14 protein-coding genes are annotated in these 12,229 nt (G+C 59.5%); 7 read left to right on the top strand and 7 right to left on the bottom strand.

Annotated elements, in window-relative coordinates; all coding sequences use genetic code 11:
- Positions 1-17 precede the first annotated feature (17 nt).
- Positions 18-332, top strand: a complete 315-nt coding sequence (locus BK667_RS25935) for a hypothetical protein (RefSeq protein WP_123512471.1) — start codon at positions 18-20, stop codon at positions 330-332.
- A 59-nt stretch (positions 333-391) separates the two neighbouring features.
- On the opposite strand, the gene BK667_RS25940 is transcribed toward BK667_RS25935, so the two are convergent.
- Entirely contained in the window at positions 392-1,960 is a 1,569-nt protein-coding gene (locus BK667_RS25940) for a sensor domain-containing diguanylate cyclase (RefSeq protein WP_123599315.1), read from the bottom strand.
- Between the two features lie 156 nt (positions 1,961-2,116).
- Here BK667_RS25940 and BK667_RS25945 point away from each other — a divergent pair, with 156 nt between their 5' ends.
- Positions 2,117-2,758: an HAD family hydrolase gene (locus tag BK667_RS25945; RefSeq protein ID WP_123599316.1), complete on the top strand. Its 642-nt coding sequence runs from the start codon at positions 2,117-2,119 to the stop codon at positions 2,756-2,758.
- 114 nt (positions 2,759-2,872) lie between these two features.
- Here the strand turns inward: BK667_RS25945 and BK667_RS25950 are convergent, their stop codons facing one another.
- Positions 2,873-3,640, bottom strand: a complete 768-nt coding sequence (locus BK667_RS25950) for an aldolase (RefSeq protein ID WP_123599317.1) — start codon at positions 3,638-3,640, stop codon at positions 2,873-2,875.
- Between the two features lie 17 nt (positions 3,641-3,657).
- Positions 3,658-4,362, bottom strand: coding sequence for a haloacid dehalogenase type II (locus BK667_RS25955; protein ID WP_123599318.1), 705 nt, complete (start codon positions 4,360-4,362; stop codon positions 3,658-3,660).
- A gap of 108 nt (positions 4,363-4,470) precedes the next feature.
- Here BK667_RS25955 and BK667_RS25960 point away from each other — a divergent pair, with 108 nt between their 5' ends.
- Entirely contained in the window at positions 4,471-5,340 is an 870-nt protein-coding gene (locus BK667_RS25960) for a LysR family transcriptional regulator (RefSeq protein ID WP_123599319.1), read from the top strand.
- Positions 5,341-5,400: 60 nt separating this feature from the next.
- On the opposite strand, the gene BK667_RS25965 is transcribed toward BK667_RS25960, so the two are convergent.
- Positions 5,401-6,066: a ribonuclease T2 gene (locus BK667_RS25965; protein ID WP_123599320.1), complete on the bottom strand. Its 666-nt coding sequence runs from the start codon at positions 6,064-6,066 to the stop codon at positions 5,401-5,403.
- 158 nt (positions 6,067-6,224) lie between these two features.
- Between BK667_RS25965 and BK667_RS25970 the strand changes: the two genes are divergently transcribed.
- Positions 6,225-6,710, top strand: a complete 486-nt coding sequence (locus tag BK667_RS25970; RefSeq protein ID WP_123599321.1) for a hypothetical protein — start codon at positions 6,225-6,227, stop codon at positions 6,708-6,710.
- 124 nt (positions 6,711-6,834) lie between these two features.
- Here the strand turns inward: BK667_RS25970 and BK667_RS25980 are convergent, their stop codons facing one another.
- Both BK667_RS25980 and BK667_RS25985 read right to left on the bottom strand, forming a co-directional pair.
- Positions 6,835-7,143 carry a cupredoxin domain-containing protein gene (locus BK667_RS25980; protein ID WP_123512455.1) on the bottom strand — a complete coding sequence of 103 codons (309 nt, stop codon included), beginning with the start codon at positions 7,141-7,143 and terminating at the stop codon, positions 6,835-6,837.
- 15 nt (positions 7,144-7,158) lie between these two features.
- Positions 7,159-8,127 carry a metallophosphoesterase family protein gene (locus BK667_RS25985; RefSeq protein WP_123512453.1) on the bottom strand — a complete coding sequence of 323 codons (969 nt, stop codon included), beginning with the start codon at positions 8,125-8,127 and terminating at the stop codon, positions 7,159-7,161.
- Between the two features lie 154 nt (positions 8,128-8,281).
- Between BK667_RS25985 and BK667_RS25990 the strand changes: the two genes are divergently transcribed.
- Positions 8,282-8,794: a sigma-70 family RNA polymerase sigma factor gene (locus BK667_RS25990; protein WP_123512452.1), complete on the top strand. Its 513-nt coding sequence runs from the start codon at positions 8,282-8,284 to the stop codon at positions 8,792-8,794.
- Positions 8,787-9,530 carry an anti-sigma factor family protein gene (locus tag BK667_RS25995; RefSeq protein ID WP_123599322.1) on the top strand — a complete coding sequence of 248 codons (744 nt, stop codon included), beginning with the start codon at positions 8,787-8,789 and terminating at the stop codon, positions 9,528-9,530. The genes BK667_RS25990 and BK667_RS25995 overlap by 8 nt, the downstream gene beginning before the upstream one ends.
- A gap of 127 nt (positions 9,531-9,657) precedes the next feature.
- On the opposite strand, the gene BK667_RS26000 is transcribed toward BK667_RS25995, so the two are convergent.
- The gene (locus BK667_RS26000; RefSeq protein ID WP_123599323.1) at positions 9,658-11,391 is read right to left on the bottom strand and encodes a L,D-transpeptidase family protein; all 1,734 of its coding nucleotides are present in this window, start codon (positions 11,389-11,391) and stop codon (positions 9,658-9,660) included.
- Between the two features lie 77 nt (positions 11,392-11,468).
- Between BK667_RS26000 and BK667_RS26005 the strand changes: the two genes are divergently transcribed.
- A complete protein-coding gene (locus tag BK667_RS26005; RefSeq protein ID WP_123512442.1) occupies positions 11,469-12,173 on the top strand; it encodes a murein L,D-transpeptidase catalytic domain family protein in 705 nt (234 codons plus the stop codon).
- Positions 12,174-12,229: the final 56 nt, after the last annotated feature.

The raw sequence follows: 12,229 nt of genomic DNA on the forward strand, positions 1-12,229 counted from the left end.
AATTCTGGAGACGTACCATGATCACGAAAAAAATCACCTCATTGTTGCTGGCAGGTTTGCTGTGCTCCGCGTCCTTGGCCAGCTATGCCGCCAACGACGGCCCTGACTCCACCGGCACCAAATCGGGCGGGGTCAGCGGCTCGACACTGCCACCCAATAGCACGCCCGGTGCGCCGTCTGGCGGTAAAGAAACCAATAACGGCACTAACTCATCGGGCACCGGCTCGGGCGTCAATGGCAGCAATGGCGGCACCAGCGGTTCTGGCGCGGGCGGCGGTACCGGAGCGGCTGGCGGCGGGACGGGCGGAGCCGGCGGTGGGACGGGCAGCTGAACGCGCAAAGGCAGCTTCTGATTTCGAGTCCCGGAATCAGGGCCTACCTGTCCAACTCATCAACGATCCGAACGCAGCAAGGCTTCCACGCCACCGTCCATGGACAGCACCGCCGAACGGTTTCGTCCAGAGTGCTTGGCTTGATACAACGCCGCGTCCGCGCGCTGGATAAAGACTTCGATGCTGTCCCGTCCGGTGGGCACAAACGAATAGCAACCCAGGCTGACGGTCACGTAACCAGTGGGCGAGCCGCTGTGGGTGATGTTTTTGTCCATGACGCTGCGGCGGATCTGCTCGGCAATCACCAACGCACCGTGGATATCGGTGTCCGGCAACAACACCGCGAACTCTTCCCCGCCGTAGCGCACCGCCAGATCGGCCTTGCGATGGCAGCAACTCTTGAGCGCTCGGGCGACTTCGGCCAGGCAATGATCCCCCGCCACATGACCGTAAGTGTCGTTGTAGCGCTTGAAGAAATCGATATCGAGCATCACCAGACTCAGCGAACTCGCCTGCCGGGCGCCGCGGCCGAACTCGATGTCCAGCGCTCGCTCGAACAGGCGCCGGTTGGCCAGGCCGGTCAGGCTGTCATGGGTCGCGATCAGCTCCAGCGCTTCCTGGGCCGTGCGCAGGTCGGCTTCGATCCGCCCGCCGTCGCGCACCTGATGAATGAACACCCAGCCAAACAGCCCCACGCCCATCACGACCAGGGCGACAATGACGCTGGATTGAAACGCCGTGGCGTACCAGTCCTTGAGAATCGCGTCCTTTGAGGAGGCCGCCGACACCACCAGCGGATACGCTTCCAACTGACGGTAGCCATACAAGCGCACCGTGCCATCAACCACCGAGCCGATCATCGCGTTGCCGGAATTGGCACTGGGCAAGTGCTTCTGGAAAATCGACCCTTGGGCCAGTGACGTGCCGATCTGCGATTCCACAAACGGCCGGCGCGCCAGCAACGTGCCGTCCGTGAGCGCCAAAAACATCGACCCCTGCTCATCGATGTTGAAGCTTTTGAAGAACTGATCGAAGTACGCCATCTTGATGCCGGCCAGCAATACGCCCTGGAAGTTGCCGTCCTTGTCGTTGACGCGCTTGGTCACCGGAATGATCCACTCGCCGTTCTCGCGACTGCGGATGGCCGGGCCGATGTGCGCCAGGGACGAGACGTTTTGCTGGTGGAATTTGAAGTACTCGCGATCCGACACGCCCGAGCCACGGGGCAAGTCCTGAAATGAGGTCACGACCCACTGGCCCTGCTTGTCGAACAGGAAAATCCCGTGCAACTGATGCAGAGTCTGCACCCGCCGGGCAAAGGTTTTCTGCAACCGCGGCAACTGGATCGAGTCGTAACCATCGGCCTGAATCCAGTCGGCCAGGCTGGTCAGCACCAGATCAGCCTTCATGAAGGTATCTTCGGCCTGCTGCGCCATGGCTCGGGTGAGGTTCGACGACGCGACTTCTGCCAACGCCAGGTCATGGCGCCGCGATTGCTCCAGTTGCAAATACAGCAAACCACACAAACACAAACACACCGCCGCGATAAAAAACGCCGAAGCCTTGAGCAGAGGCAAGCGTTTCAGTGCGCCGGGGGCGTGGTGCGAGTCGTGAATGGGGATAGGCAAAGGTGTTTCCTGGAGGGCACGGCATGGGCAAAGGCCCAAAGCCCTTATTTTTTATGAGCTTAGTCTACGGGGTCATCCGGGGCCAATGGGAAAACCTTCTCTGCTAGGATCAAAGGCCTCAGGACCTGTCCCGCAGGTTTGCCCATGGAGGAAAACATGAGTACTCAGTCTCGCCCGGTCGCCATCAATACCGCCGTTTTCGATCTCGGCAATGTACTTATCCGCTGGAACCCCAGAAACCTTTACAAAAAATTGTTCGGTGACGACGTCGAGGCGATGGAAACCTTCCTGACGGAGGTCTGCCACACCGCCTGGAACGAACAACAGGATCGGGGCCGGACCTGGCAGGAAGCAATCGAGGAAGCCATCGCCCGGCATCCGGATCAGGAAGCGATGATTCGCGCCTACCGCGAGCGCTGGGAAGAAACGCTCGACGGCGCCATCGAAGACACGGTGGCCATCCTCGATGAACTGCACGCCAATGGCATCCGGCTACTGGCGCTGACCAACTGGTCCGCCGAAACCTTCCCGATAGCCCTTGAGCGTTTTGAGTTCTTGCAGCGTTTCGAAGGGATTCTGGTGTCGGGCGCCGAGGGTGTGATCAAGCCTTCGCCGGAGATTTTCCAGCTGCTGGCGTCGCGTTATGACGTTGATATGCGTCGGGCGGTGTTCATTGATGATCACCGGCCGAATATTGAAGGGGCGCAGCGCGAAGGGTTTCACGCGGTTCAGTTCTTCGATGCGGCGCAATTGCGCAGGGATTTGGTGGCGCTGGGGTTGCCGGTTCAAGCAGGCTGAAATCGGGGATACCGCATTCGCGAGCAGGCTCGCTCCCACAGAGGATCTTTGGCGTTCACAAATCCCTGTGGGAGCGGGCTTGCTCGCGAAGAGGCCCTCCCAGTCGCTGAAAATCTAAAGCGCCAACCGCCGCATCGCACTGCGCAAATGCGCCCGCGCACTCTCGGCATCCCCCAGGCGCATCTGCTCATAAGCCCGTTGGGCAATCTCATGGGGCACAGGCTTGAGCTCGCGCTGGGTCGCCATCGCGAGCAACTGCACTTGGGCGGCACGCTCCAGGTAATACAGATCATCCCAAGCCTCGGCGATGGTGGGCCCGGCAACGATCACGCCGTGATTTTTCAGAAACAAGACATCAGCATCGCCCATCACGTTGGCAATCCGGTCGCCTTCGGACTCATCGAGGGCCAGGCCGTTGTAGTCCTCGTCCACTGCCGTGCGCCCATAAAACTTCAATGCCGTTTGCCCCAACCACAGCAGCGGCGGACCTTGCAGCATGCACAACGCCGTGGCATTCGGCATATGGGTGTGAAACGCCACCCTGACCCTTGGCAGTTGTTTATGCAGCCGGGCATGGATGTAGAACGCAGTCGCCTCTGGCTGCCCTTCACCGGCCACAACATTGCCGTGGAAGTCACAGACCAGCAGATTCGAGGCGCGGACCTCCGCAAATGCATAGCCGTAAGGGTTCACAAAAAACAGGTCATCGCGCCCCGGCACCATGGCCGAAAAGTGGTTGCAGATGCCCTCCTCCAAACCGTGCAACGCCGCCAATTGAAAGCACGCCGCCAGTTCCGTGCGGGCGGTGATAGCTGCTTCTGAATCCAGATTCAGATCGGCATAACGCGCCGGACGGGAACTGCCTGCAAGGGTGTGGGCCATAGCGACGACTCCGTGAATTACCAGGCAAGGGAGGTGAACAAGGGCACGACCTGATCCAGCGTGCTCAGGATGGCATCGGGTCGATAATCCGGCAGCAATTGCCGACCGGTGCCTCGATCAATCCAGACGCAACGGAACTGCATGTCCCGGGCGGCGGCGTGGTCCAGCGTCGGGCTGGCGCAGATATGCACCACCTGATCACGCCGCACGCCCAGTTGTTCATGAGCGTAGTCAAACAGCCGTGGATTCGGCTTGTAAGCACCGGCCTGTTGCGCGGTGATGACCCGATCAATATGCCCGCCGAGTTGCGCGACGTTGCCGGCAATGATGTCGTCATCGGTGTTGGACACGATGCACAGTTTGAAGCCCATGGCCTTGAGTCGCGCCAGCGCGTCGATCACCTCGGGAAACGGCGGCATCCGCGGAATCGCCCCGGCCAGCCGCTGACTGTCTTCGGGAAGATTCGCCAGCCCCAGTTCTTCCAGGGCGAGTTGCAACCCCAGGGTGCTCAACTGGCGAAACGAACGGTGCGGCGGCATCTGCTCCAGCCGATGTTCATGACGGTCGTACACCGCGATCAGGCGGTCGACATCGACCGAGTGATCGCCCTTGTCACGCAAAATCTCGGCGGCCACGGCTTTCAGGCCTTCGTCCCATTGAATCAACGTGCCGTAACAATCGAAGGTCAACCATTCGGGGCGCGGGGTGTGCTGGAGCGTCATGGGAAGATCCTCTGAGGTGAGGGCTTCAGCTTATGAGCGCTTGGTGATAGTGTGAAATTAAATCTATGCCGACAAGTCAGTTGAAAATCGAATATCAGGAGATCCGCCATGCTCGATCTTGAATTGCTCAAGAGCTTCGTCTGCGTGGTCGACGAAGGCAGCTTCACCCGCGCCGCCGAGCGCGTACACCGGACCCAGTCCACCGTCAGCCAGCAGTTGCGCAAACTGGAAGAGCTGATCGGGCACCCGTTGCTGATTCGTGATCGCACCGGGCAAAACGTCAGCGTCACCGAACATGGCGAACGGCTGATCGGTTATGCCCGACGCTTACTGGCACTGTCCTCGGAAGCGGTGCAGGCCCTGGCCAGCGACGTCGATCTGGAGATCCTGCGCCTCGGCGTACCGGAAGACTTCGACGCCCGACGCATGGCCGGGCTTCTCGCCGGATTCAACCAAGCCCGACCGCACGCACGACTGGAAACCATCAGCGGCATGAGCATCGACCTCAAGCAGAAACTCGCCGCCGGCGACATCGACATCGCGCTGATCAAACGCGAACCGGACAGTGGACCGTGCTGGGCGTCCTGGCCGGAGGTGTTGGTGTGGGTAAAAGGCGCGGGGGTGGACTCAGCCAACGGGGTGTTGCCGTTGGCGCTGTTTCCCCAAGGGTGTGTTTACCGGCAGCGCGCGATTCGCTTGCTGGACAAGGCTCAACGACCGTGGCGCGTGGCGTTTGGCAGCCACAGCCTGACCGGGATTCAAGCGGCGGTGGCTTCGGGGTTGGGGATTTCAGTGCTGCCGGAGTCGGCAGTGTTGCCAGAGCACACGGTGTGTACAGATTTGCCTGAACTGCCGGCATCGGAATTGGCGCTGGTGAGTCGTGAGGGCACGTTGACCGGGATGCAGCGGGGGCTGGTAGAGTTTTTGAAGGAGGCATTGAGTCAGTCAGGGGCTTCTGCCGGCCAACCCAGGATTTGAATAAGCGCAATCTGTGGGAGCCAGCTCGCTCCCACAGGTTTGGCGTTTTAACTGATCAAATCAACGCGACGGTGGAACCCGGATATCCCCGGCTCGACACTGGGTTTTCACGCCCTTCCCGCATGCGCCAAACGCCAGGTCCTTGCCCATGCACACCCGCACTTCGGACAACTCAGGACCACTGCAAAGCACAGCAATGCCATCCGCCGGGATCCCGGGGTTGCTCTCGCGGAACAGGTCGCTGATTTTCTGGGCGGTGAAGTAATGCGTGCCGCTGAAAGGCTGCAGTTGCTCGGGGACTTTCACGGCCCCCACGGCCTTGTCCGCCGCGTCCAGATAACCCGTCGCACCAAGACCGCTGCAGGTGCCGTGTTTGGACCATTCGTGCTCAAGCAACTTCGGCGTCGGGAACAGCGTCAGCCCTTGCGTCCGTTCGGCAGGTGACAACGCCACCATCGGCGGGCACGACTCTGGCCAGCCGCCCTTGGCGTATTGCGGCCAGAGGCCGTGGAGCACAAAGCCGTAGCCTTTGCCGGAGCATTGCACGTCGTCTTTGTGGGTCAGGCAAAACGTCGGCGACCAGGACAGCGTCAGCAGGTAGTAATCGAATACTCCCGCCACCGACTCGACGGGAGCCTTGCCTTGCTGGGATTGCCGAGCGGTGCTCAGCCCGATGTTGCCGAACGTGATCGCGAGGATCGCGATGACTGCGTAAAACTTTTTCATATACCCACTCCTTGGGAATGATGACTGGTTGAGTCCTTGGCCGACGATCGGCCAGGGGTTGTTTTGTCATGCGGGTGTTTCAATCGCATGACGCAAGGCAAAACGTGCATTACCTTGGTCACGCTATGATCACTCTTACATCACGACAGGGAATCGACATGAGTAAGGCAGACGAGCTCGCCGCAAAACTGAGAGAAACCCGGCAAACCGGCATCGACGCGACCCTCGGCACCGATCAGGCGATCGATAGCTGGCCGGGCGAAGTGTACGTAATGTATCACCAGATCGAAGCATGGCTGAAACCGCTGCTTGAAGCGGGCCTGAGCATCCGGCGCAACCCCACCCATGTTTTCGAGCGCCATCCCGAAGGCGCGACCTACGCCTACTCCATTGATCAACTGGTGATTGAAGGCAACCACCACAGCATCACTTTCGTGCCGATCGTGCGTTTCACTGCCGACGGCGAAGGCCGCGTCGAAATTCACCTCAAAGGCAAAGAGATTCCGTTGCTGCGCACCGTCAGCGAACACGGTGAAACCCAGTGGTGGTTGCAGTCGATCGAGCAATCCGGGCAACAGCCGGATGCGGTGGCGCTGACCGAGGTGAATCTGCTGTCGGTGATCCAGGAAGGACTGGATCTCTAGGCTTTAACACCCCCCCCTGTGGGAGCGAGCCTGCTCGCGAAAGCGGTGTGCCAGTCACCATCGATGTTGGACGTGACGACCTCTTCGCGAGCAGGCTCGCTCCCACAGGGAATCAGTGGTCAATTCACTGGCTAACCACAATCTTCCCAATCATCTGCGGGTGCAGCGCACAGAAATACTCGAACTCCCCCGGCGTGTTGAACACGTAGGAAAAAGTGTCATTGGTGTCCAGCGCCCCCGAGCGAAACACCTTGTGGGTTTCCGCCACGGTGTGCGGGATCTGGTCATCGTTCACCCACGTCACTTTGGTGCCCACGGGCACTGTCATATCCTTGGGGCCGAACATGAATTCCTTGATATCGATTTTCACGTCCTGAGCCCACACCGGCATCGACAGCATCAGACAAACCACCGTCAGTAATAGCTTTTTCATCCCCGCGCCCTCCCCTTAAACCAATGTCGAATCAATCAGCGCCAGCGGATGCTCGCCCTGGGTCGCGCGCACATCGGTGACTCCCAGGTAATTGCGCAGTTGATCCGCCGCCACCGTCATCGGCCCCGGTGATGGCGCCGCGCCGGGTGCCGGTTGTGGATAAGCCGTGCCGCGAGCGGTGTGGAAGGTAATGTTGCCTTCGACCTTCTGGATGACTTGGTGGATATGCCCGTTCAACACCGTCACCGAACCGTACTTGCGCAACATCGCAATCGCCTGATCGCCATCCTCGGTGCCCCAGCCCCACGGCTGATAAATCGTCCACAACGGAATATGGGTGAACAGCACAATCGGTGTACTGGTGCTCACGGCGCGCAAGTCATCGGCCAGCCAGGCCAATTGATCGGCGCCCAGGTTCGCTTCCCGGCCGGCCTGGAAGTTGAAGACATTCACCAGCGCAATGAAATGCACGCCGTGATCATCGAAGCTGTACCAGCCATTGCCTTTGGTGCCCTTGCCGTAACGCTCCAGGTAGAGCTTGCCACCGCCCTCGTCGAGGGTGTCGTGCTCGCCCGGCACGTAGTGCACCGTGGACGGCAGGCCCTTGAGCAGTTGCGCGGCAGTGTCGAATTCCTCGGCTTTGGACAGGTGGGTGATGTCGCCGGTATGCAGGATCAGCGAAGGCCGTTTTGGCAGGGCGATGACCTTGTCGATGGCCAACTGTAAGGTCTTCACCGGCTCCGGGTTGGCTTCCTTGTTGAAGCCGATGTGCGAGTCGCTGATCTGCACGAAATGGAAGGTGCTGGCCAGCGCCTTGGGATCGGTAACGTTGCCGGAACTGTCCAGCGCAAAGGCCCGCGGAATGCCGCCGCTCAAGGCCCAAAGCACGCCGGCCCCGGCCCACGCCGAACACTTGAGCAGCGTTCGGCGGTCGACACTCAGCGGACCGTCGGTGCGTCGTTGATGTTTTGATTGAATGTCCATCGGTATGCCCTCGTTGGCGGACTACAGTGATGTAGCTGACATGAGGTACAACCGAGTAGGACGGGTCTTTATTCCGCGTCGAAAAATAAGTTTTTTCCCGGGAATAAAACACAGCGCATCACAGTTATAGGGGGGTGAAGGTACGGAAAACACTATGAAGCGATTTGAGGAGCTGTTTGCGCCGCACATGGACGCGGCCTATAACCTCGCGCGCTGGCTCACCGGTAACGACAGCGCTGCGCGCGATGTTGTGCAGGAAGCCGCCCTGCGCGCGTTTCGGTTCCTGCACCGCTTCGCCGACGGCAATCCGAAAGCCTGGTTCCTGACCATCGTGCGTAACGAAAGCTACACCTGGCTGAAGGCGTCGGCCGGCCATCGTTGGGTCGCCATCGGCGATGAACTCCCCGACGACGACCCGGCGCTGAGCCACAGCCAAACCCCGGAACTGCTGGCCATTCACACGGAAAACGGGGTGCTGATCCAGCAAGCCCTGAGTGCCCTGCCGCCAGCGTTTCGCGAGGTAATAATTCTGAAGGAGCTCGAAGACATGCCTTACAAGGACATCGCCCTGGTGGTCGACATCCCCATCGGCACCGTCATGTCGAGACTCGCCCGGGCCCGCGCCATGCTCAAACTCGAACTGCTGAAGATGCACGATCATGAATGAACTCGACTGCACGGCTTGCCAGACGCTGATCCATGGCTACCTGGACAAGGAACTTGATCCGGCAATGATGGCGGATGTGGCTGGGCATCTGACCAAGTGTGCCGAGTGCGCGCGGTTGCTGGATGAGGCGCGGTTGCTGACGGTCAGCGTGAAGCGGCATGCGCCGTATTACGCGGCGCCTGCCTCGTTGACCGCCAACGTTTTTGCCCCTGTTACGCCCAGGACCAGCACGGTCGAACGCTGGCGAAAATGGTTCGCACCGGCCTTTTCAGCGGCAGCATTGGCCTTGGCGATGGTGCTTTTTGTGGCGACGCCAGGCAGTGAACAACCGCTGATGGATGAGGCCGTGTCGAGCCATGTTCGTTCGTTGATGGGCGAGCATTTGAACGATGTGGTGTCGTCTGACCGCCACACGGTGAAGCCCTGGTTCACCGGCAAACTCGATTTCTCACCACCGGTGTTCGATTACGCGGCGCAAGGCTTTCCGTTGCTGGGCGGGCGGTTGGATTATCTGCAACATCAGACCACGGCGGCGCTGACTTATGGGCGGGCGAAGCACATCATCAACGTGTTTATCCTGCCGACGACTGAAGCGGACAAACCGCCGCAGACGCGGGCGATTCGGGGTTTTAACGTGGTGTCGTGGGAGGAGAATCACATGCGGTTTGTGATGGTTTCGGATGTGGAGAAAGGTGAGTTGGAGGCGCTTGGGCAGTTACTCAGGAATGGCGCCTGAAGCAATCAAACATGCCCCTGTAGGAGCTGCCGAAGGCTGCGATCTTTTGATCTTGCTTTTAATCTTCATGGGTATTGAAAAGATCAAGATCAAAAGATCGCAGCCTTCGGCAGCTCCTACAAGGGAGTCAGAGCCTGCCCTGCCCCGCCGCCGCCTGCAAATCCAGCGCTGGCAGCTTCGCCGGCAGATTCAACGCTTTCAACACCGGATCATCGTAGCCATACACGTCCGGTTTAAACGCCACCCGTCCATTATTGCCCATGTCCACCGTCCAGTACGCCAACAACACCGGCACTTTCACCGGCAGACGAATGTTCTCGGTCTTGCCATTGGCCAGTTGCTTTTGAATCCCGGCGCTGTTCCAGCGCACCGGATCGTTAAACAGCAACTCCACCAACTGCAATGGATTCTCCACCCGGATACAACCCGAACTGGTGGCGCGGACATTCTTCGCGAACAGGTCACGGTGCGGCGTGTCGTGCAGATAAATCGCGTAGTCATTGGGGAAGCGGATAACCACCTGGCCCAAGGAGTTTTCCGGCCCGGCGTCCTGACGCAAGGTGATGCCCCGCGGGTTGCTCCAGTCGATGGTCGACGGATCAAGCACGTTCCCTTCCCGATCCAGCGGACGGATGCGGTTGGCGCTGAGGTAATTCGGGTTGCTCAGGATCTTCGGTAATACATCTTCTTTCAAAATCGTCGGCGGCACGGTCCAGGTCGGATTGAACGTGACGTAAGTAATCTCGGCCTGAAAGATCGGCGTACTGCGAAACGGCTTACCGACCTGCACCCGCGAGCGCCAGACCGGCAGGCCATCGCGATACAGCGCCACTTTGTAACCGGCGATATCAACAATGACGAACGTGCCCTGCAGCTTATAAAGCAGCCAACGCGCCCGTTCCATGTTGACCCGCACCTGATCGATGCGCGCCTGTACCGGTACGTTCAACGCCGCAAGCGTCGTCGCCCCGGCCACACCGTCTGCGCCCAGGTATTGCTCGGTTTGATACTTCTTCACAGCAGCAATCACGGCATCGTCGTAATCATTGTTCTTGCTGTGCTTCGAATCCAGATAACCACCCGCCGCCAAGCGAGCGCGCAACTGCGCCACCGCAGGGCCGTCCATCCCCGGCTTGAGCGACTCCCCGGCAGCAACCTTCGGCCAACCGCCCCGGTCGCGTATCGCGCGCAACTGCGCCAAGGCTTGACGCAAACCGACATACACCGCCTCTTGCGGCGGCGCCTGAGCAAAGGCGCGGGCAACGTCATGGGTGTCCAGCGCGGTGAAGAAATTCTCCACATCGTCCCGGGGATCGGCGCCGGTAATGTCGAAATTCCAATGCATGTCCAAACGCGCCGGATCGACCTTGCCCCGACGCAACTGCAGCAATGCCGTCAGGTAAGTGCGGGTGGCCGCGAGATCGAAGGCGGCTTGCTGGGCCGGGGTCGGCGAGGTGTTTTGCATCGACGCCTGGGCCATGGCCAGATCATCGCCACGAAAATCCGTCGGCTCCAGGCCATCGACTTGCGTGTCGTTGAGGCTTTTCAGCAACTGGGTGACATCGTCCGGATTGGTCCAGGCCGCTCGGAACTGGCGATGGGTATAAAAATCCAGGACCACGCGATTAACGTCGATACGCTGATGACGCGGCCGGGTTTGCAGCGGCGGAAACGCCGAGATCATCGGCTCCAGCACCGAATGAATCTCCTGGGCGACGTTATCGTCGGGTATTGCTTCAATCATGCTGATCGACGGAGTTTCCTCCGCAATCGGCGAAGTTTCAGCGAAGGCTGCACCGCTGATCAGAAAGCCCATAAAAAAGACATGGCTTATGACGAATAACCTTGATAGTTGCCTCATGGATAATCCTTAATCTCGTGCGTTCAGCACTTGTCGTTTGCCCTGCTAAACTCGAAATAACTTAATGAGACATCTCTATGGCGCTAAACCGCTTTGGCTTTCTATGCTCGGCCCTGCTGCTGACGGTAACGTCATTACCCGTAGCCTACGCCGATTCGCTCGCCGCCGCCCTCGCCAAAGCGGCCCCCGGTGCTAACGCCAAAGTCATTGGCCTGGCCGTGCGCGCCACGCAATGCAGCATCGCCCAAGGCACGGCCCCTGTGCAAAGGCTCGCCGTCATCGATTACTCCCTGCCTTCGACCGAACAACGCCTGTGGGTGTTCGATTTAAAGAAACGCAAACTGCTGTTTCATGAACTCGTCGCCCACGGCCGCAACAGCGGCGAAAACATGGCCGTCAACTTCTCCAACCAAAACGAAAGCTTCGCCACCAGCCTTGGCTTATACCGCACCCAGTCCAGTTATGTGGGGCAAAACGGATATTCGTTGCGCATGGAGGGGCTGGAGCCTGGGTTTAATGACAATGCGTTTGACCGGGCGATCGTGATTCATGGCGCGCCGTATGTCAGTCCCAAATTGGCGAAGATTAATGGGCGGATTGGGCGCAGCCTGGGATGCCCGGCGGTGAGGCCGGCGATTGCGCATCGGTTGATTGATTCGATGAAGGATGGGCAGTTGTTGTTTTCTTATTACCCGGATCAGCGGTGGTTGAAGACTTCTTCGTATGTTAATTGTGGGAGTGGGACGATGGCGGGGGTTTCTGGGGTGAAGACAACGCAGTGAGTGGAATGACCATGCGGTTATAGCCTCTGAAAACAGCCTCCGCATGGCACTAACTG

This window comes from Pseudomonas frederiksbergensis, assembly GCF_003732705.1.
Lineage (GTDB): Bacteria > Pseudomonadota > Gammaproteobacteria > Pseudomonadales > Pseudomonadaceae > Aquipseudomonas > Aquipseudomonas frederiksbergensis_F.

Coding starts and splice junctions, on each gene's coding strand:
- BK667_RS25985 (WP_123512453.1), bottom strand. CDS start 8,127: ATGGACATTCAATCAAAACATCAACGACGCACCGACGGTCCGCTGAGT.
- BK667_RS25995 (WP_123599322.1), top strand. CDS start 8,787: ATGAATGAACTCGACTGCACGGCTTGCCAGACGCTGATCCATGGCTAC.
- BK667_RS25965 (WP_123599320.1), bottom strand. CDS start 6,066: ATGAAAAAGTTTTACGCAGTCATCGCGATCCTCGCGATCACGTTCGGC.
- BK667_RS25960 (WP_123599319.1), top strand. CDS start 4,471: ATGCTCGATCTTGAATTGCTCAAGAGCTTCGTCTGCGTGGTCGACGAA.
- BK667_RS25935 (WP_123512471.1), top strand. CDS start 18: ATGATCACGAAAAAAATCACCTCATTGTTGCTGGCAGGTTTGCTGTGC.
- BK667_RS25955 (WP_123599318.1), bottom strand. CDS start 4,362: ATGACGCTCCAGCACACCCCGCGCCCCGAATGGTTGACCTTCGATTGT.
- BK667_RS25945 (WP_123599316.1), top strand. CDS start 2,117: ATGAGTACTCAGTCTCGCCCGGTCGCCATCAATACCGCCGTTTTCGAT.
- BK667_RS26005 (WP_123512442.1), top strand. CDS start 11,469: ATGGCGCTAAACCGCTTTGGCTTTCTATGCTCGGCCCTGCTGCTGACG.
- BK667_RS26000 (WP_123599323.1), bottom strand. CDS start 11,391: ATGAGGCAACTATCAAGGTTATTCGTCATAAGCCATGTCTTTTTTATG.
- BK667_RS25970 (WP_123599321.1), top strand. CDS start 6,225: ATGAGTAAGGCAGACGAGCTCGCCGCAAAACTGAGAGAAACCCGGCAA.
- BK667_RS25990 (WP_123512452.1), top strand. CDS start 8,282: ATGAAGCGATTTGAGGAGCTGTTTGCGCCGCACATGGACGCGGCCTAT.
- BK667_RS25950 (WP_123599317.1), bottom strand. CDS start 3,640: ATGGCCCACACCCTTGCAGGCAGTTCCCGTCCGGCGCGTTATGCCGAT.
- BK667_RS25980 (WP_123512455.1), bottom strand. CDS start 7,143: ATGAAAAAGCTATTACTGACGGTGGTTTGTCTGATGCTGTCGATGCCG.